The sequence below is a fragment of the Marinobacter suaedae genome (assembly GCF_030519635.1).
Taxonomy (GTDB): Bacteria; Pseudomonadota; Gammaproteobacteria; order Pseudomonadales; family Oleiphilaceae; genus Marinobacter; species Marinobacter suaedae.
On sequence record NZ_JAUMIS010000002.1, the window covers coordinates 1,001,368 to 1,022,334 of the forward strand.

15 protein-coding genes are annotated in these 20,967 nt (G+C 56.6%); all 15 read right to left on the reverse strand.

From position 1 onward, the window contains the following. Positions 1-3: 3 nt before the first annotated feature. The 15 genes from pheT to QVZ43_RS13495 all read right to left on the reverse strand — a co-directional run bounded on the left by pheT (position 4) and on the right by QVZ43_RS13495 (position 20,940). A complete protein-coding gene (pheT, locus tag QVZ43_RS13425; protein ID WP_302910336.1) occupies positions 4-2,376 on the reverse strand; it encodes a phenylalanine--tRNA ligase subunit beta in 2,373 nt (790 codons plus the stop codon). 60 nt (positions 2,377-2,436) lie between these two features. Further along, positions 2,437-3,435, reverse strand: a complete 999-nt coding sequence (pheS, locus tag QVZ43_RS13430; RefSeq protein WP_223793066.1) for a phenylalanine--tRNA ligase subunit alpha — start codon at positions 3,433-3,435, stop codon at positions 2,437-2,439. Positions 3,436-3,585: 150 nt separating this feature from the next. Beyond that, on the reverse strand, positions 3,586-3,939 hold the full coding sequence (gene rplT / locus QVZ43_RS13435; protein ID WP_223793065.1) for a 50S ribosomal protein L20: 354 nt from the start codon (positions 3,937-3,939) through the stop codon (positions 3,586-3,588). A gap of 49 nt (positions 3,940-3,988) precedes the next feature. After that, positions 3,989-4,180, reverse strand: a complete 192-nt coding sequence (gene rpmI, locus QVZ43_RS13440; RefSeq protein WP_223793064.1) for a 50S ribosomal protein L35 — start codon at positions 4,178-4,180, stop codon at positions 3,989-3,991. 93 nt (positions 4,181-4,273) lie between these two features. Further along, complete coding sequence (infC, locus tag QVZ43_RS13445; protein WP_223793711.1) at positions 4,274-4,810, reverse strand: translation initiation factor IF-3; 537 nt, start codon at positions 4,808-4,810, stop codon at positions 4,274-4,276. Between the two features lie 2 nt (positions 4,811-4,812). Continuing rightward, on the reverse strand, positions 4,813-6,738 hold the full coding sequence (gene thrS / locus QVZ43_RS13450) for a threonine--tRNA ligase (protein ID WP_223793063.1): 1,926 nt from the start codon (positions 6,736-6,738) through the stop codon (positions 4,813-4,815). 153 nt (positions 6,739-6,891) lie between these two features. Beyond that, positions 6,892-9,492 (reverse strand): TRAP transporter permease, encoded by a 2,601-nt coding sequence (locus QVZ43_RS13455; protein ID WP_302910337.1) that lies wholly within the window; start codon positions 9,490-9,492, stop codon positions 6,892-6,894. A gap of 94 nt (positions 9,493-9,586) precedes the next feature. After that, on the reverse strand, positions 9,587-10,570 hold the full coding sequence (locus tag QVZ43_RS13460; protein WP_302910338.1) for a TAXI family TRAP transporter solute-binding subunit: 984 nt from the start codon (positions 10,568-10,570) through the stop codon (positions 9,587-9,589). A 184-nt stretch (positions 10,571-10,754) separates the two neighbouring features. Beyond that, positions 10,755-13,139, reverse strand: coding sequence for an efflux RND transporter permease subunit (locus QVZ43_RS13465; protein ID WP_302910339.1), 2,385 nt, complete (start codon positions 13,137-13,139; stop codon positions 10,755-10,757). Between the two features lie 49 nt (positions 13,140-13,188). Beyond that, the gene (locus QVZ43_RS13470; RefSeq protein WP_302910340.1) at positions 13,189-14,334 is read right to left on the reverse strand and encodes a WD40/YVTN/BNR-like repeat-containing protein; all 1,146 of its coding nucleotides are present in this window, start codon (positions 14,332-14,334) and stop codon (positions 13,189-13,191) included. 144 nt (positions 14,335-14,478) lie between these two features. Then, a complete protein-coding gene (locus QVZ43_RS13475; protein WP_302910341.1) occupies positions 14,479-15,873 on the reverse strand; it encodes a DUF1329 domain-containing protein in 1,395 nt (464 codons plus the stop codon). Positions 15,874-16,049: 176 nt separating this feature from the next. Further along, a complete protein-coding gene (gene pepN, locus QVZ43_RS13480) occupies positions 16,050-18,692 on the reverse strand; it encodes an aminopeptidase N (RefSeq protein ID WP_302910342.1) in 2,643 nt (880 codons plus the stop codon). An 80-nt stretch (positions 18,693-18,772) separates the two neighbouring features. Further along, the gene (locus QVZ43_RS13485; protein ID WP_223793056.1) at positions 18,773-19,612 is read right to left on the reverse strand and encodes a DUF2797 domain-containing protein; all 840 of its coding nucleotides are present in this window, start codon (positions 19,610-19,612) and stop codon (positions 18,773-18,775) included. After that, on the reverse strand, positions 19,609-19,917 hold the full coding sequence (locus QVZ43_RS13490; protein WP_302910343.1) for a YeaC family protein: 309 nt from the start codon (positions 19,915-19,917) through the stop codon (positions 19,609-19,611). The genes QVZ43_RS13485 and QVZ43_RS13490 overlap by 4 nt, the downstream gene beginning before the upstream one ends. Before the next feature lie 165 nt (positions 19,918-20,082). Continuing rightward, a complete protein-coding gene (locus QVZ43_RS13495) occupies positions 20,083-20,940 on the reverse strand; it encodes a rhomboid family intramembrane serine protease (protein ID WP_420890931.1) in 858 nt (285 codons plus the stop codon). Positions 20,941-20,967: the final 27 nt, after the last annotated feature.

Here is a 20,967-nt window from a genome sequence, read left to right on the forward strand (position 1 = left end):
GTCTCAGCTCCTTAGTGTTGCCCCCAGCTCTTCTTTCAGCGCATCAATAACGCCGTTGAAGAGCGAATGCACTTCATCCTCGTTAAGTGTGCGTTTGGGGTGCTGCCAGAACAGACTGAGCGCAAGGCTTCGATTTCCCTCACCGATACTCTCGCCCTCGTAGACATCAAACGCACGCAAATCCGTCAGGCATTCTCCGGCGTGTTTTCTGGCTACACGCTCTACGTCGGCAAATGCCACGTCACTTCCGATAATGATAGCCAAATCCCGACGAACTTCAGGGAATTTTGAAATTTCTTTGAAATTAGGCACATATCCAGTGGCGATTGAATCCAAGAATAGCTCAAACATCAGCACCGTGCCATTAAGTTCAAGTTTTTTCTGCACTTGCGGGTGCAGTGTGCCCAGCCAGCCAACATGCTCCCCGTCTCGCATCAGTTCGGCTGTCTGGCCCGGATGGAGAGCCGGATGGCTTCCGGATACAAACTGCACCTCAATGCCGAGCACACGGAACAGGCTTTCCAGCTCGCCTTTTACATCGAAGAAGTCCGCCGCTCTGCGACCGTTTACCCAGTTTTCCGGATACTGCCCCCCAACCACAACGCCGGCCAGCATTGGCTGCTGATCAATACGCTGATCATCCTTTTCAAAACGGAGACCTGTCTCGAACAGGCGAATACGGGATTGCTGGCGATTCTGGTTGTAAGCAACCGTCTTCAGAAGCCCGCTCCACAGAGTGGTCCGCATGACGGACAGGTCTGAGGAAATCGGGTTCGCGAGCGCTATACCATCGCGCTTCGGATCAACCAGCTCCTGTACTTTGGGATCCACAAAGCTGTAGGTAATTGCTTCCTGGTAACCCTGATCGACAAAGAAGTTTCGAATCAGCGATACCGGGCGCTTTGCCTCTTTCTCAGGGCGGAGCCCCAGCGAGCCTTCGGGCTCGGTCACCGGCAGGTTGTTGTAACCATAAATCCGGCCAACTTCTTCAATGAGATCTTCCTCAATGGAGATGTCCGGGCGGTAGCTCGGGACACTCACCCGCCAACCGTTTTTGAGCAGCTTGTCGATATGAAGGCCCAGGCGAGTCAGGATTTCCTCAACCGTCGTGCGGTCAATCTCCAAGCCAAGAACGCTCGCCAGGCGGTCGGATCGCAGGTCCACAACCACATCGTCAGGCAAGCAGTCGCTGCTCAGCACCTCGACGATCTCACCCGGCTCCCCCCCTACGATATCCATCAAAAGCCTGGTAGCACGCTCCATCGCATCCCGCGCCAGCTTGAAGTCGACGCCGCGTTCGAAACGGTGAGACGCATCTGTATGGAGGCCATAGTGACGAGCCTTACCCGCCAGGGTAATCGGATCAAAATAGGCGGACTCCAACACCAGGTCCCGGGTCTTTTCACTGACACCGGAATGTTCGCCGCCCATAACGCCAGCAATCGCAACGGGCTTCTCGTGATCAGCAATGACCAGCGTCTGGTCAGTAAGCTGTACTTCCTGACCGTCCAGCAGTACCAGCTTTTCGTCAGCCCGGGCCATGCGGACAACAATGCCGCCCTTGATCTCTTCGCGATCAAAGGCATGCATCGGCTGGCCAAGCTCCAGCATCACGTAGTTTGTTACGTCGACAGCTGGATCAATAGAACGAATACCACACCGCCTCAGCTTTTCACGCATCCACAGGGGCGTTTCGGCCTGAAGATTAACGTTACGGAGTACTCGCCCCAGATAACGCGGGCAACCAGCGGGGTCCTCAACACGAATATCCGGCACTTCGGAATGCTGGGCCTCAACGGCAGTGAATTCAGGCGCTTCGACGACCAGGCTATTCAATACGCCCACTTCCCGCGCGATACCCTTGATAGAGAGACAGTCGCTGCGGTTCGGAGTCAGATCCACATCAATCGTGACATCGTTAAGCTGCAGGTATTCGCGGAGATCCTGGCCAGTCGGCGCATCCGAAGGCAATTCCATCAGACCATCGCTGGCGTCCGACAAACCCAGCTCGGCCTCAGCGCACAACATACCCTGAGAAGGCTGACCACGAAGCTTGGCCTTCTTGATTTTGAAATCGCCTGGCAGGACCGCGCCTACCACGGCAAACGGGACTTTCAGACCATCGCGCACGTTGGGCGCGCCACATACAACCTGAATGGTCTGCAGGCCATCGGTCACCTGGCAGACACGCAGCTTGTCGGCATCCGGGTGCGACTCAACCTTCAGCACCTCCCCCACGATCACGCCGCTGAAGTCGCCTGCCACCGGCTCAAAGCCATCCACTTCCAGACCGGCCATGGTGACCTGGTCCATCAATTCCTGGGTACCGATTTCCGGGTTCACCCACTCGCGCAGCCACTGTTCACTGAATTTCATGCTTGTTGCCTTGTTCTGATGCGGTTTCGCCTGATGGTTTGAATTCCTGATAGCGCCGGATTAACGGAACTGACGCAGGAAACGCAGATCGTTCTCGAAGAACATCCGCAGGTCGTTGACGCCGTAACGCAGCATGGCCAGACGCTCAACGCCCAGACCAAATGCGAAGCCGCGGTACTCCTCGGCATCAATACCGCAATACTCGAATACTTTTGGATGCACCATGCCGCAGCCCATCACTTCCAGCCACTTGATGCTACCATCCGCCTCACGACCCCACTCGATATCGACTTCCGCAGAGGGTTCGGTGAACGGGAAGTAGGAAGGACGGAAACGGACTTTCAGGTCCCGCTCAAAGAAAACCCGCAGGAACTCTTCCACTGTGCTCTTCAGGTCGGCGAAGCTGACATTTTTCTCTACCAGCAAGCCCTCGACCTGATGGAACATGGGCGTGTGGGTCATGTCGGAGTCACAGCGATAGACGCGCCCCGGACAAATCATCCGGAATGGCGGCTTGCCCGCTTCCATGGTTCGAATCTGGACCGGAGAAGTATGGGTACGGAGCAACGTTCCCGGATTGAAATAGAAGGTATCGTGCATGGCACGGGCCGGATGATGCCCCGGAATGTTCAGTGCTTCGAAGTTGTGGTAGTCATCTTCAATTTCCGGCCCCTGCTCGACAGTATAGCCTGCGCGGGCAAAAAATTGCTCAATGCGCTGCAGGGTACGGGTTACCGGGTGTAAGCCACCCAGATCCTGGCCACGCCCCGGCAGAGTGACATCAATGGATTCACTCGCCAGCTTTTGCTCAATGGCAACGCGCTCCAGATCAGCACGACGGGCGTTAATGGCCTGCTCAACCTGGCCCTTGGCTTCATTGATTTTCTGGCCTGCAGCGGGACGCTCTTCGGCAGAAAGCTTGCCCAGCGTCTTGGCTTGCTGGGTGATAACACCTTTTTTACCCAGGTACTCAACACGAATTTGATCAAGCGCCTGCAGGCTGTCTGCGTTCTCTACCGCAGCCAAACCGTCCTGAACCAATTGTTCCAGGTTTTCCATTGACCCTGCTCCAAACCAGATATGGGAGTAGTAATACGAATTCTTAAAACAAAAATAGGGGAAGAGCATGCCCTTCCCCTATTGAGAGAGCGTCCCCATGATGCCATGAGACGCTCCGATCGATCAGCAATCGATGAAGAGCTTAAGCGATCACAGGGACGCTTTGGCTTTCTCGACAACAGCGGCGAACGCCTGCTGCTCGTTCATGGCCAGGTCAGCCAGAACCTTACGATCGATTTCAACGTTCGCCTTCTTCAGACCAGCGATCAGACGGCTGTAGGACAGACCGTTTGCACGGGCGCCAGCGTTGATACGGGCAATCCACAGGGCGCGGAAGGCACGCTTGCGGTTACGACGGTCACGGTAAGCGTACTGACCGGCCTTGATAACCGCTTGCTTGGCAACACGGAACACACGGCTGCGAGCACCGTAGTAACCTTTGGCCTGATTGAGAATCTTTTTGTGACGACGGCGTGCGATCACACCACGTTTTACACGAGCCATAACTTAATCCTTCTACCTTAAAAACCTAAACAAGAATGGACGCGGTGCCTTAGCACGCGGTCATACGCTTGATGGACGCCACGTCAGACTTGGCGATCATCTTGGTACCACGCAGCTGACGCTTACGCTTTGGGCTCTTCTTGGTCAGGATGTGACTGGTGAAGGACTGCTTGTGCTTGAAGCCGTTCGCGGTTTTCTTGAACCGTTTAGTGGCTCCGCTCTTGGTTTTCATCTTGGGCATTTTTTAAAACTCCGCATTCTATTATGGAAAAAACAATGTGTTCCTGAACGACGAATCCCCCGCATGCGCGGGGGATCCATCACCCGATCAGGTTCACTTCTTCTTGCGGGGTGCCACCAACATGGTCATTTGACGGCCCTCCATTTTGGGCCTCATCTCAACCGTTGCCAGCTCTTCAATATCCGCTTCAATCCGGTTCATCAGCTTCATACCAATTTCCTGGTGTGCCATCTCACGCCCCCGGAATCGGATAGTGATTTTGCCGCGGTCCCCGTTTTCAAGGAAACGTATCAGGTTGCGTAGTTTGACCTGATAATCCCCTTCTTCAGTTCCTGGACGGAACTTAAGCTCTTTGACCTGCGTCTGCTTCTGCTTTTTCTTCGCAGCCGCTTTGGCCTTCTTCTCGTCGAAGATCTTCTTGCCGTAGTCCATTATCTTGCAGACGATCGGATCGGAATCCGTAACCTGGACCAGGTCAAGGGACGCTTCTTCGGCCATTTTCAAGGCGTCCGCAATAGGAACTACCCCTACCTGATTGCCTTCTGCGTCAATCAGCCGGACTTCTGTTGCGTCAATATTCTCATTGATCGGCGCCTTAGGGGCGCGACCCCGATTCGCTCGCTGTTTGATAATTAGATCTCCGTCTTGGTTCTGCCCTTACGTTCAACCTCTTCAGCCAGAAGCTGTTCGAACGCATCAAGCGAAAGGGTTCCCAAATCTTCACCTTTACGGGTACGTACCGCAACGGCGTTATTTTCGACCTCTTTGTCGCCTACGACGACCAGATAGGGAACCTTGTTTAAAGTATGCTCGCGGATTTTAAAGCCGATCTTCTCGTTTCTCAAGTCAGCATTTACCCGATACCCGGAAGATTCCAGTTTTCTGGCCAGATTCTCACAATATTCACGCTGATTATCGGTGATATTGAGGATCGCCACCTGGGTTGGCGCCAGCCAGGTCGGGAACGCGCCTTCGTATTCCTCGATCAGAATACCGATGAACCGCTCGAACGAACCCAGCACCGCACGGTGCAGCATCACAGGTGTTTTGCGTTCGGAATCGGCGGCCACGTACTGAGCACCCAGACGGCCCGGCATGGAGAAGTCCACCTGAATGGTGCCGCACTGCCACACCCGGCCGATGCAGTCCTTCAGTGAGAATTCGATTTTCGGCCCGTAGAAGGCACCCTCACCCGGCAGCAGTTCCCAGTCAACCCCCTCACGGTTCAGAGCTTCTTCCAACGCCGCCTCGGACTTGTCCCAGACCTCATCGGAGCCTACACGCTTCTCCGGACGGGTGGACAGCTTGTAGAGGATCTCGGTAAAGCCAAAGTCCTGATACACCTCGTGCAGCAGGTCAATAAAACGAGACACTTCCGCCTGAATCGCATCCTCCTCACAGAAGATGTGCGCATCGTCCTGGGTAAAGCCGCGCACCCGCATGATCCCGTGCAGGGCACCGGATGCCTCATTGCGGTGACAGGAGCCAAACTCCGCCAGACGCAGAGGCAGGTCCTTGTAACTCTTCAGACCCTGGTTGAACACCTGGATGTGACACGGACAGTTCATCGGCTTGATGGCGAAATCGTGCTTTTCCGATTCCGTGGTGAACATGTCATCGTGGAACTTGTCCCAGTGGCCGGACTTCTCCCACAGGGTGCGCGAAACCACCTGTGGAGTCTTGATTTCCTGGTAGCCGTGCTTGCGCAGCTTGTCGCGCATGTACTGTTCGATGCTCTGATACACTTCCCAACCAGCGGGATGCCAGAACACCATGCCCGGCGCTTCTTCCTGCATGTGAAACAGGTCCAGCTTCTTGCCGATCTTACGGTGGTCCCGCTTTTCGGCTTCTTCCAGACGGTGGAGGTAAGCCTTGAGGTCTTTCTTGTTGCCCCACGCAGTCCCATATACACGCTGCAGCTGCTCATTGGAGGTATCACCACGCCAGTAGGCACCGGCCACCTTGGTCAGCTTGAACGCCTTGAGCTTACCGGTACTCGGCACATGAGGACCACGACACAGGTCGATAAAGTCGCCCTGACGGTAAAAGGAAAGGTCCTCTTCGCCCGGAATATCCTCAATGATCCGAACCTTGTACTCCTCGCCCATCTCGTCAAACAGCTTGACGGCCTCGTCACGAGAGAGCACTGAGCGGGAAACCTGAATATCCTGCTTTGCCAGCTCTTCCATGCGCTTTTCGATACGGGCCAGGTCTTCATTGGTGAAGGGCCGCTCGAATTTAAAGTCGTAGTAAAAGCCGTTATCGATAACCGGGCCAATCGTCACCTGAGCAGACGGGAACAGTTCCTTGACGGCCATGGCCAGCAAGTGCGCGGTGGAGTGGCGAATGATATCCACACCCTCTTCATCCCGCTCGGTCACAATGGCCAACTCGATGTCTTCTTCGATGCGGTAGCTGGTGTCCACCAGCTTGCCGTTTACCTTGCCGGCCAGAGCGGCTTTGGCCAGGCCCGCGCCAATATCAGCGGCGACATCATGAACGGTAACGGCTTCTGCAAAACTACGGTGACTGCCATCTGGCAGGGTTACGACGGGCATAAACATACTCCGGTTGGTTACTCAGCGGTGATCTATACCAGAGATCACTTGTGGCGGCGCGTCACGACACAAACCGTGGGCCTGTTGGAGCGGGAGTCTACCAGAAAAAAACCCGGCAGGTTAATGCCGGGTTTCCTCAGGTGGATCAATGGTTCAGGCTGGCTGGGCACCACCGATTTCACGGGCTCGTCGACGGTACTGACCAAAACCAAGCAGTCCAAGCAACGCCAGTGCGGGAATAAACATCAATTCCTTCGGTGGGCGTTCCGCATCTATCTGAACCCCGTCGATCGTCCAGCCGAAACTGATGCCTGCCTGCTCCGCAGCACTGCCAAAGTTCACGAAGTCCACCACCATCTGATCGCCCTGGGCGGATACTTCAAGTCCGGCCTGCGCCAAACGCTGTTGTGGCGACTCCCCTTCAGGCAATGCCAATTGCAGGTACTTGGATACCTCATCACCATCAAGGGACATCCCCGACGCCTGGATGACAATAGGATCACCGGCCGGAATATCATCAACATACTGGAACAACTCGGAACCTGGGCGATCCTGAGTCGCGGGGTACACCATGTCCCACCAGAAACCCGGCCGGAAAAGGGTGAACGAAATCAGCAGAAGCGCGACAGTTTCCCACCAGCGCGTCCGGGTCATCCAGTAGCCCTGGGTGGCTGCCGAAAACACCAGCATGGCCATCACCGCACTGAATATGGTCACCAGGAGGTCAAACCACCCCGTCAGCCCGATCAGCAACAACTGAGTATTAAAAATAAACATGAACGGCAAGATCGCGGTCCGAATATCGTAGGTGAAACCCTGAATACCGGTCCGGATCGGGTCGGCACCCGATATCGCCGCGGCGGCGTAGGCGGCCAGCCCCACCGGAGGCGTGTCGTCCGCCAGAATACCGAAGTAAAACACGAACAGGTGAACCGCAATCAGCGGCACCAGCAGGCCATTCTCGGCCCCGAGGGTCACAATCACCGGCGCCATCAATGTGGAAACCACAATGTAATTGGCCGTGGTCGGAAGCCCCATACCCAGAATCAGACTGATCAGGGCGGTGAAAATAAGCATCAACAGCAGGTTACCGCCAGAGATGAACTCAACAAATTGAGTCATGACCAACCCGATGCCGGTCAGGGTGACCGTGCCGACCACAATACCAGCAGTGGCAGTGGCCACGCCGATGCCAACCATGTTGCGAGCACCGGTAACCAGGGAATGAGCGAGATCTACCACACCCTGCTTCAACTTCGCACCGTAATGCCCCTGTTCATGGAAAAAGGCTTTCAGCGGACCCTGGGTAATCACGATAAATATCATGAATACGGTCGCCCAGAAGGCCGATAATTGTGGCGAGAACCGCTCGACGGTCAGGCACCACACCAACACAACCACCGGCAGAAGGAAGTAAAGGCCGGCTTTCACCGTGGGCCCAACCGGGGGCAATTCATCCATGGATCGCTCCGGACTGTCCTCCTCAAGAGCCGGGAAACGGGTGGCATAACCGACCAGACCGATATAAACCAGCAGCAGGAGGGGGCCCAGCACCCAGATAGCACCTGCACCCAGCCAGTCCTTCATCCAGCCAATGCCGTAGTAGACAACCAGCGTCAGCACACACAGCCCCAGCAGAATGACTACCCAGTTGAGCATTCGCTGAGCCAAGGTCGGACGATCCAGACGTTCGATGCCCTTCATGTTGAGTTTGCAGGCTTCGAGATGAACGATGTAAATCAACGCCACATAGGAAATCATGGCAGGCAGGATGGCGTGCTTGATGACCTCCAGATAGGAGATTCCCACGTATTCCACCATCAAAAAGGCAGCCGCACCCATAATGGGCGGGGTCAACTGGCCGTTGGTTGATGCAGCCACTTCCACCGCCCCGGCCTTGGTGGCCGGGAAACCAACGCGCTTCATGAGCGGTATGGTAAAGGTCCCGGTGGTCACCACATTGGCGATGGAAGAGCCGGAAATCACGCCACTCAGTCCGCTGGACACCACGGCCGCTTTGGCGGGACCGCCGCGCATGTGACCGAGCATGGCATAGGCCACCTGGATGAAATAATTGCCAGCCCCTGCCCGTTCAAGCAATGCTCCGAAAAGTACGAACAGGAATACGAAGCTGGTGGAAACCCCCAGCGCTACCCCGAACACACCCTCCGTGCCAAGCCACTGGTGGGACGCCAGCTTACTCAAGCTCGCCCCTTTGTGGGAAATCACGTCGGGCATGTAGGGCCCGGCGAGGGAATAAATAATGAAAACGCCCGCAACAATGGTCAGCGGAAGGCCGAGAGCCCGCCGCGTCGCTTCCAGCAGCAGTACAAGACCACCCAACGCAACGATCATATCCTGGGCATTCGGGGCACCCGGGCGCGTGGCCAGCTGGTCATAGAAAACAAACAGGTAGGACGCCGAAAAGGCGGCTGCCAGGGCCAACACCCAGTCAAAAATCGGCACATGATTCATGTGCTTGCCTTTGATCATCGGGAACGCGGAAAACGCCAGAAAAGTCGCAAAGGCCAGATGTATCGACCGAGACTCGGTGGAGTTGAAAACTCCGAAATCAAACACGTAGGGAAGTGGCGACGCTATCCATAGCTGAAAAAGAGACCAGAGCAGTGGCACGACAAACAGAATAACCGCAGCGGCGCCCGTGGTGGCCCTTCCACCAGATTCTGTCTGCAAAAACTCCTCGACCTTGCCACGGTCGACACTGTCCCCTGCCCGAGGGTCGCTGTCGCTCATAATCCAGTCCTTTAAGAAAACCAGGGGTAAGGCAGATATAACCAAAGAGATGCCGCGGGCCTAACCAGCCCGCGGCGTTCAATGACCGGCGAGATCAGTCGATCAGGCCAGCTTCCTTGTAGTACTTCGCCGCGCCCGGGTGCAGAGGGGCACTCAGGGCATCGGAGACCATCTCTTCTTTCTTCAGATTGGCGAAAGCGGGATGCAGACGCTTGAAGCTGTCAAAGTTCTCAAATACCGCCTTGACCACTTCGTACACCACTTCGTCCGCCACATCGGTGGATGACACAAAGGTGGCTGCAACACCGAAGGTCGTTACATCCTGGTCAGAGCCCCGGTACATGCCACCTGGGATGGTTGCCTCCCGGTAATACGGATTGTCGGAAATAAGCTTTTGAGTGGCTTCGTTATCGACGTTCACGATCAGGCTGTCGCACGAGGTGGTCGCTTCCTTGATGGCACCGGACGGGTGGCCAACGGTGTAGAAGAACGCATCGATATTGCCGTCACAGAGCGCCTGGGACTGCTCAGCGGCTTTCAGCTCAGCCGCCAGGGAGAACTTGTCCATTCCCCAGCCCATTTCCTCCATCAGCACCTCTGCCGTGGCACGCTGGCCCGACCCCGGGTTGCCGACGGACACTCGCTTGCCTTCGAGATCCTCGAACGAGTTGATACCGGAACCCTTACTGGCCACCACGGTGAATGGCTCAGGGTGCAGTGAGAACACCGCCCGCAAGTCTTTGTTGGCGCCATCGCTTTCGAACTGGCTGGAACCATTGTAGGCATGGTACTGCCAGTCCGACTGGGCCACAGCCAGATCCAGCTCGCCCTGGCGAATCGCATTCAGGTTGTATACGGAACCGCCGGTGCTCTCGACCGAACAACGGATGCCATGCTCCTTACGATCCATGTTCACCAGACGACAAATAGCGCCACCGGCCGGGTAGTAAACACCGGTCACACCACCAGTACCAATTGTCACGAAACGCTGTTCCTGAGCAGATACCGACGTGGAAGCAGCACCTACGCTGACTGCCGCAGCAACAGCGAGAGCAGATACCTTGGATTTAAGTGTCATGTGTTCTATTCCTTTTTTTGACCGTTGGATTTGAAGCCCGCCTACTCCCGAGGGCTTGCTTTTGGCACGTCTATGAACATAGACCAGAATACGCCATAAATAAAGCTGGACCCGACCAGCTAAACACTTGACCTTAAAACAAAAAAGCCCGCTTAGCGGGCTTTTTTGCAAAACCTTGAAAGGTTTACTTGGCAGCGCGGGCTTTCGCCAGCATGCGGTCAGGCCGCAGCAGGAAGCGAGCCAGGGCCGGCAGCAGCCAGATGGCGCCCACCATGTTCCACAGGAACATGAAGAACAGCAGGAAGCCCATGTCCGCCTGGAACTTGATTGGCGAGAAGATCCAGGTCACAACACCAAGACCCAGGGTAACACCGGTAAACACAACCGCCTTACCAGTGGACTTCAGAGTCTCGAAGTAAGCATCCTGAAGCGTCTTGCCTTCCAGCAGGAACTTCTCAAGCTTGCTGTAGATGTAGATACCGTAGTCCACACCGATTCCCACACCCAATGCAATTACCGGCAGGGTCGCTACTTTGATACCGATGCCGGACACCGCCATGATGGCCTCACACAGGATCGAGGTCAGGCCCAGCGGAACCACGATACACAGTACCGCTCGGATGGAGCGGAAGGTCAGCAGACACAGCAAGCTCACCACGCCGTAGACCATGATCAGCATCTTGTCCTTGGCACTGGAGATAACTTCATTGGTAGCCGCTTCCACACCGGCGTTACCGGCGGCCAGCAGGAAAGTGTGCTGCTCATTGCTGGTGTTGCCAGAAAACTCTGCCACTCTCTCAACAACGGTTTCCAGTGTCTCCGCCTTGTGGTCTTCCAGGAAGACCAGTACCGGCGTCAGGCTACAGTCGGTATTGATCAGGCCAGACGGCGCGTTACGAATAGAGGCGTTGATGATGGTTTGGTTGCGGGAAATCTCGAACCACTTCCAGTTACCTTCGTTCAGGGCCTTGGTCACGATTTTGGAGACATCCGCCAGGGACGCGGAGGACTGAACGCCCGGTGTGTTCTGCAACTCCCACTGGAGGCTGTCCATGGCGCGCAGAACGTCGTACTGGGTACATTCTTCCTTCGGCGTCTTCACCATAACCACAAGCACGTCGGCACTGGTGGAGTAGTTATCGATGATGAAGGCGTTGTCCTGGTTATAGCGGGAATCTGGGCGAAGCTCGGGTGCACCGCGGTCCAGGTCACCGATTTTCAGGTCCTGCTTGTAGTACAGACCCAGGCCAAGACCGATCACCGCGATCAGCAGTGAGATCGGGGCAACACTTGGATGGGAGAAGTAAGACAGGGTTCGCCACTTGCGGTCCTGCTTCTCACCACGATTCTGGACGTGGCGCACACCGCCCTTGGAAATACCCAGGTAGGACATGATCAGAACGTGCATCACCAGATTGGTAATGATGACGAACGCCACACCGATACCGGCGGCAATGGCCAGGTCACGGATAACATCGATTTCAATAAAGAACAGGGTCAGGAAGCCGAACGCGTCCGATATCAGCGCCAGCATGCCGGGAATGTAGAGGGCACGGAAGGCCAGACGCGCGGCAGTGACCGAGTCAAACCCTTTGGCAGCTTCGACCGCCATGGCGTTCACGATCTGTACGCCGTGACTGATGCCGATTGCAAAGACCAGGAACGGAACCAATACCGAGTATGGGTCCAGGCCATAGCCCAGCAAACGCAGGGTACCCAACTGCCAGAACACCGCCACGATAGACGTCAAGATCGGCACAAGGGTGCCGGTCAGGCAACGGGAGTACCAGAACAACAGCAGAGTGGTCAGGCCAATGGTGATGGCCGCGAAGTATGCAATGGAGCCAATACCTTCGATCAGGTCACCCACTTTCTTGGCGAAGCCGACGATGTGGATGTCGATATTCGGGTTCTGACCCTCGTATTTTTCACGGATTTTCTCTTCCAGCTCGCGGGAAAAGGTTCCGTAATCCAGAGGCTCACCGGTTTCCGGATTGGTCTCGTACAGCGGGGCGTAGACGATGGTGGACTGGAAGTTATCCGCGATCAGGCGGCCAACTTCATTAGAACGAAGGACGTTCTGGCGCAGCTGCTCGAGGCTGGCCTCGGAACCATCGTAGCTGTCCGGGATAACGGTGCCGCCCTGGAAGCCCTGCTCGGTCACTTCCACCCAGCGAACGTTGGAAGTCCACAGGGATTTCAGGCCGGAGCGGTCCACCCCGTTCAGGTAGAACACCTCATCGGTGATCTGCTTGAGGGTTTCCATGTACTCGGCGGTGAAAATATCACCTTCTTTGGCTTCTACCGCAATACGGACGAAGTTACCAAGGTTCTGCAAATCGTCCCGGTGTTCCAGCATATTGACGATGTACGGATGCTCCAGCGGAATCATCCGCTCGAAGCTGGCATCGGGCTGGATCTTGACTGCGTTGTAACCAAGGAAGGCGGTCACAAACAAGAAGAAAATCAGGATGCCGGCACGATTGTTGAAAATCAGGCGTTCCAGAAACGGTTCCGCCTTGGGCGTGGTTATGTAGTGCTCGCCCTTGTCATGCTTAGGGTTGGACATTCAAAAAGCCCCTCTATCTACTCTGTTCCGTTGATGCCGCGTCAGGGCGTTATTTAAGATTCTTGCCTTTGGCGTCGGTCAGCTCTGCGCCGCCCTCGCCAACCAGCAGAAGATCCATACCTGAAGCCGGCATCGCACTCATCACACCCAGACGGTCGCCACGAATGTAGGAACGGAAGGTTTCCCCGCCGTTACCACTGACCAGAACAGCACCATTAGTGCCGACAAGCACAATGCGATCGTCCTCAGAAAAGCCATCCGTCAGTGTCGCGGTCGTGCCACTGGTGATCACTGACCAAGAGCGCCCCAGATCCGTGGACAGCATCAGGGTGCCACGCAGGCCAAAGGCCAGGATTTCGTTGATGCGGCCAGTGCCAATGACGCCAAACAGAGAGCCGGGGTAAGGGCCTTCGCGACGCTCCCAGCTTTGACCACCATCAACAGACACATGAATCTGACCCGCTTCACCAACGATCGCCAGTGCGCCGCCGGTGATTTCAGTGATCGCGTTCAAGTGGAAATTCTGAGAGTTATCGAGTTTCGGCGACCAGTCGCTCCATGTCTCACCACCGTCACTGGTGTGGAACAGCATGCCGTATGCGCCAATGACGAAGCCGTTCTGCTCGCTGAGGAACAACACGTCAAGGAAGGGGTTTACCGGACCGATGTCCAGATCAGCCTGCATATTCTCGAGCGCGAAATACAGGTCGTCCAGAGCCCACTCGAGGTCTGCTTTCTCGTCACCGGTGGCCGCCTCGACTTTCTCTTCCATCTCGGCGATGGCTTCTTCCTGGCTCTCGATGGCCAGTTCCGCTGCCTCAATACCGGTGATCTGGACTTCCCAGCTTTCACCTGCATCGTCGGAATGAAGAACGACGCCACTGTGACCCACTGCCCAGCCGTGTGTCTCAGAGGCGAAATCAAGGCTGGTCAGTGTGACGGATACCGGCACCTCGGCCTGGGTCCAGCTCTGGCCCTGATCATCAGAGAAAATGATATGGCCACGCTCGCCTATGGCCACCATTCGGTCGCCAGCCCGGTCAACATCGGTCAGAAGATTCTCGGGCGCCAGGTCGGTTGCGCGCGCCGGTGTTTCAATAACGTCCGCAAGCGCCAATGCAACGGGGGACGCACAGGCCATGGAAAGCCCAAGGCATGCGGCGCCCAGGGATTTACACATTAAGCTTGTAGCCATTCGAATTGCCTATAAGTTGTAATTACGTTGTGACTCTGTCCAGCGAAGCTGGCTCTAACTGTAAACATACCGGCAGCCTCTCGGATGCCGGTATGCGGAGCGCCAACTCCGTCTGGCGCGGAATAATGCCTGAAAAATTACGTATTAGCGAACACTACGACGACGCAGGGATGCCGGCGAGAAGTAACGCTTATTGGGCACGTCGTCGGTGAAGACCCGGGTACGGGGCTCTTCGTTATCGAGACCGAGGATGTGGTAACGGCGGGCCTGCAGGTCATGGAATGCTTCCAGACCAGCCCATACACCCGGCATGTCGTAGAAGTTCTTCAGAATTGCCTGAGTAACACGCCACAGCTCACCGCGACCGTCGTACTGGTCTACCAAGGCCACGTTCCAGCTATCCGCATCAACGTAGAAGCGACGCTTACCGTAAATGTGACGCTCACCGTCTTTCAGGGTTGCGGTTACCACGTGCACCCGATGCAGTTCCCAACGCATATGGTCGGGATTCAGGTGCGCCAGGCCCAGCACCTCATCATAGGACAACTTGTCGCTGCTAATCTCGTAGTTGTTATACGGGATGTAGATTTCCCGCATACCCTCGTAAGTCCAGTTAAACCGGTCCAGGGCACCGTTAAAGATATCGGTGTCATCGGCAGTACGCAGGTTGTCGGCCGCTGCGATCGGGCTGTCGTAACCCAGGTTCGGTGCGCGGCGCACACGACGCTGACCGGCGTTATAACCCCAGCCGTTCCGCGGGTTCTTGATCTGGTTCAGGGTTTCGTGAACCAGGATCGCGCCGCCGGCCAGACGGGGTGGGGACTGGGTGAACGACAGGTAGTAGAAAATTACGTTGTCGAGGGTGCTCTCATCGCCTTCCGGATTGTAGTAGGGGAAGAAGGCTTCTTGCTGAGACGTCACCAGCGTGTACTCTCCGTTCTGCTGGACAGCCACTTCACTGGCACGACGAGTAATGGAAATGCCCCGCCAGCGAGTCAGGTGGTTCCACATGACCTGCCAGGCTTTTTCTTCGTCGTCACCATGCAGGATCGGGAACGGATAGCCGCCGAAGGCGCCGTCCAGACCCGCACCTTCTCCAACGATTTCAGCGCTGACGGCGTTCTTGGCGACATTTTTTTGAACCCACTCGGGCACCGTATGGGTACGACGAGACTGGTAGACCGGAATACGGAAGGTCGTCGGGTAGGCCTCCAGCATTGCTTTCAGGCCATCGGTCAGGTGCTCGGAATACTGATCCGCGTTCGACGAATTAATGGTGAACAGAACTTCGTCATCCGGAAACGGATTGATGTGGTGGTCACCAGAGCCCTCGTAGCCAGCAGGCGCGTCGTCTTCGTCGAGGCCGCCAGTCCAGGCAGGAATTGTGCCGGAGGCGTTGCCAGCCTTGACCGAACCGAATGGAGTCAGCTCATTACCGAGGCGCGCTGCTTCACTTTGGGAAACTGCTGCGTACAAGGGCGTAGCAGCAACAGAGAGGGCCATAAGCCCGCCGAGAATAGCGTTCTTGTTGTATCTCATATCCAACCTTAATCCGTCTGGAAGCCTCTGATGGACTCTTTATTGTTGCCTGATGGGAGCACAGACTTGCAGACAGATTAACGTCTCGCACTGTCATGTCCATCGACCGAAAGTGCGATTTTGTATCCGGCTGTCACGCAAGATTACAAAGACAGCCGGGTACTCAGGGACTTACCTCAATCGACCAGGCTTTTGTGGACGACCTCATACACATCTTTGGACAAGCCTGACTTGTCGCGCACCGTCTCCAACGCAGCCTTCATTTTGCCTCGATAAGCCGGCGCAAACTTTCTCCAGCGAGCCAGGGGCGTCACCAGCCTTGCGGCGATCTGCGGATTGATGTCATCCAGACGGCATACCTGATCGGCAAGGAACTCATAGCCGGAACCATCTTCGGCATGGAAACCGGAAAGGTTCTGCCCGGCAAAGGCGCCGACCACAGAACGCACCTTGTTGGGGTTGCGCCAGTCGAACGCGTCATGGGCCAGCAAGTCGTGGATCTTGCCCAATCGACCGGCGACCGAACTGGCAGCCTGCACCGAGAACCACTGCTCCACGACCTGGGGATCCGCCTGGAAACGCTGGTAGAAGTCGCCGAGGACCTGATCGCGATCCGCCTCATACTCTGAATTCACCAGAGCCCGGAGCGCTCCCATACGGTCGGTCATGTTGTCCGCCTCACGGAACTGTCGCAGGGCCAGCTCCCGACCTTCCTCGTCATTGATCATCAACAGCCAGGCGAGCGCGGTGTTCCGAAGACTCCGGCGCGCAACCTGCTCGGGTGTGACCGCGTAGTCTCCATCACCGGCGTTGCGACGATAACAAGCCACCAGGTCATCACGCAGCGCAATCGCCAGGTGTTTGAGCACCCGCTCCCGGGCGGCATGGATCGCCGGCACATCGGCGTCGCTGGCCAGCTCCACCAGATAAGCCTCGGAAGGCAACTGCAGCATCTTGTCGACCAGCGCCTGATCCAGGGCAGAGTCGGAAATCAAATGGCGGTAAGCCGTCACCAGACGAGGATCCACCGGCGTATCCTTGGGCTGGCCCACCAGCGACTGAATAATATCCACCGCCAGCCGCTGACCGGCGTCCCAGCGATTGAAGCCATCCGGGTCGTGACTTATCAGGAACAGCAACTGCTCCCGGGTCCACGGGTAATGGACGCGCACCGGCGCTGAGAAGTGGCGCAGCAGGGACGGCACCGGTTTTTCTGTCAGACCGTGAAATTCGAATACGTGCTCGGCGTCGGTCAGTTCGAGCACACGCTCAGTTGGTGCGTCCTGCTCGTCAACGGACAGGCGCAACGGCAGTGCCTTGCCATGCTCGTCCAGCAGCCCCAGTGCGAACGGGATGTGCTGGGGCTTCTTGTCGGCCTGCCCCGGGGTATCTGGGATGCTCTGGCGAATGGTCAGGCGATACACGCCCTGCCCCTGGTCGAACTGGTCGGTTACCTCCAGCACCGGCGTACCGGCCTGCTCGTACCACAAACGAAACTGGGACAGGTCACGACCGGAGGCGTCTTCCATAGCCTTGACGAAATCATCGGTGGTAACTGCCTGGCCGTCATGGCGCTCAAAGTAGAGGTCACTGCCCTTGCGGAACAGTTCCGGCCCCAGCAGGGTCCGGATCATCCGCACCACTTCCGCCCCCTTCTCGTAGATGGTCAGGGTGTAAAAATTGGAAATTTCGATGTACGAGGATGGCCGGATGGGGTGCGACATGGGGCCTGCGTCCTCGGCAAACTGAGCCGTGCGCATCAGGGTCGCATCCTCGATGCGCTTGACCGTGTCCGAGCCCATATCGGCCGAGAACTGGGAATCGCGCAGTACGGTAAAGCCTTCCTTCAGGCTGAGCTGGAACCAGTCACGGCAGGTCACGCGATTGCCGGACCAGTTATGGAAATACTCGTGCGCCACGATCGCCTCGATGCGCTGGAAAGCGGCATCGGTGGCGGTTTCCTTGCTGGCCAGCACACAGGAGGAGTTGAAGATGTTCAGCCCCTTGTTTTCCATGGCCCCCATGTTGAAGTCATCCACCGCCACGATCATGAAGATATCCAGATCGTACTCGCGGCCATAGACATCCTCATCCCAGCGCATGGAGCGCTTGAGGGAGTCCATGGCGTGGTCGCACTTCTCCGCGTTACGGGGCTCCACATACATCCGCAGATCGATGTCGCGACCGGAACAGGTGGTGAAGGTATCCCGCTTTTCGACCAAGTCACCGGCGACCAGTGCGAACAGGTAGCAGGGTTTGGGGAAAGGATCTTCCCAGGTCACGAAATGGCGGCCATCGTCGAGGTCACCGGATTCGATCGGGTTACCATTGGAAAGCAGCACAGGATAAGCGCTCTTGTCGGCCTCGACACGGGTTTTGTAACGGGCCATGACATCCGGACGATCCGGGAAGAAGGTAATGCAGCGGAAGCCCTCAGCCTCACACTGGGTACAGAACATCCCGGACGATTTGTACAGACCTTCCAGGCGCGTGTTGTTCTGGGGCTCAATCCAGGTGACCACGGATAACTCGAACTTCTCGGGCACCGAAGCCACGATCAGCTTGTCACCACGGTCCTCAAACTCGCCTGCGGCCAGATCCTGGCCGTTCAGGGCAACAGACTCCAGCACCAGGCTGTCGCCGTCGAGCTCCAGAGGCACCGCCCCTTCCTCAGATTCCGGGTTACGACGGATCGCCAGCGTGCTGTGAACACGGGCCCCGTCCTCAAACAGTTCAAACCGAAGATCGACGGTATCGACCAGATAGGCCGGAACGCGGTATTCACTCAGGTAAATGGTCTGCGGCTGGTTGGTGCGCATAACGTTCTCCAAATCGCACTGCCGCAGCGAGTATTCAGCTGCGGCAGTTTGGTAATTCAATCACTCAGGATAACGGGTGCTCAGTTATCCATGACTCTGAAACGGACTTCGTAGCCGGTGAACTTGCGGATATTGATCACGCCGGTATCGAGAATCAGGTACTGACCCTTGACGCCTTCCAGGACACCTTCGACCTCGGGGTTCTTGTCCAGGTTATGGGTCTTCACCTTGGACGGCCACACCTCGACCGGATAACTCAAGCCAAGGCCCTGTTCATCCACTTCCCGAATAGAATCCTCACCGTGGGTGGCTCTCAGGGATTCAAGATCGCCGGCAATCAGCGACAGCATCCGGCTGCGCTCTGCGTGGAGATCCAGTTCCGGCACATCGCCTTTGAGCATGGCCCGCCAGTTAGTACGGTCGGCCACATGGCTCTTGCAAGCGACCTCCGCGAGTCCGGCGAGATATCGACTGGACACTCGCAGCATGGGAATGGCGTCTACCGCGCCCTGGTCAATCCAGCGCGTCGGAACCTGGGAACCGCGGGTAATACCCACCTTCAATCCGGAGGAATTCGCCAGGTAAACCACGTGCTCTACCATGCAGTGGGTTTCACCCCACTCCGGCTCGCGGCAGGTGCCCAGATGGAAATGGCATTTCTCGGGGCTCATGATGCAGCTGTCACAGGCGGCCAGCTTCCGAAAGCAGGGGTAACAGTAGCCCTGGTTGAAACTTTTCTTGGTGGTGCGATCGCAGTGGATACAGCGGATTACGCCCTCGAAATCAAACCGGATGCGTTTTCCCACCAGCTCATTCAGGGGAACGCGATCATCGCCAATGGCCAACTGGTAGGCAACCGGCTCCGCGGCTTCGACGGGCATTTTTCTCAGCCGGCCGGTCAGATCAATGGAGTTGCTCAAGACTTGACCTCAAAGAACTGATCTGAATCCACCTCGGGCGTTTCGCCCTCGGCCTTTTGCCCGCCCATCATGCCAACCGTCGGATCGCAGGCGGTGCCGGCTTTACTGCCCCGGTCGATATAGCCAGTGCGCTCCTCGACGGGAACGCCATGAAGGTCTTCGTAATGAATGATCGCCTGCAGGCTGATTTCCCGCTGCTCCCGGGTCAGCGGGCGACCGTCCGGCCACTTTCCGAGCTCTACGGACTGGCGCAAACTCCGGTAAACATTGGGATCCAGCCGCTCAATCAGCTCATCGTAGGTCATTCGACTCCCCCAGTGGTAAATCCATCATAAAACCGTTTGACAAACGCAAACGATAATAATTATCATTTACTCACCAAATGACACCGGTCGTATCATTTGGTCTCTCTCATCAGAAGCCACAAGCTTCTTTTACGCCCCGCCCCGGCGGGGTCTTTTTTATCGCCTTTATCGTTTTACGGGCAGGATCAGAGCGGCGACCACCCCGGCGACAAATCCCCCCAGGTGCGCTTCATTGGCCATACGCCCCAGACCAACCATTTCAGTCAGCGGCGTGAAGCCGATCAACATCCAGACCACCGCAAACGTAACCAGTGCAGGAGGAAAGTGGAACCGGGGCGCCTTTCGCTGGCTCAACCAGCAATAGCCCAGAATACCGTAGACCGCGCCGGACAATCCTCCAAACAAGGGTCCGGAAACCAAATACTGAAGTCCATTCGAGAAAATACTGGTAGCAAGAAAGACAGCAATCAGCCGTCCTCGACCATCAAACCACTCAACCTGGCTGCCGAGAAACCACATCATCACCCCGTTAAAGATGATATGGGTCCAACTGAAGTGCAGGAAATCCGGTGTAACCAGACGCCAGATCTGCCCCTGGGCGAGTGTTTCGCCCAGGGCATGCAGCCTGTCGGTCATGGTCATCCAGTCAAACGCGCGGGGATCCACCACCATCATGGCGAGGGACAGCTCGTTGCGCCCCATGGAGGTCAGCCAAACCATGATCACTGCCAACACCACGATACCCAGCACCAGTGGGGCATGCTTGGGCGAGGGCTGCCAGCGCCCGGCAACATACACCGGCGAACGATCCATGCGATTCACCGCCTCGCGCAGCTCGGGTTCGCTCAGAAACCGGTCCAACGCCGCCAGCACGGGCTCGGTGTGTTCGGGATTTTCCAGCCACAGGACCTGATAACCCCCCTCTTCCGTGATTCGGTGCCCCACGCCCTGCCCGGTCAGCCAGCGACTGAACCCCGCGAGATCTTCGGAGGCTTCCAGTTGTTTAACGCGGTACACAGGCATCCTCGCTGCTGAAGACATTCAACTTGA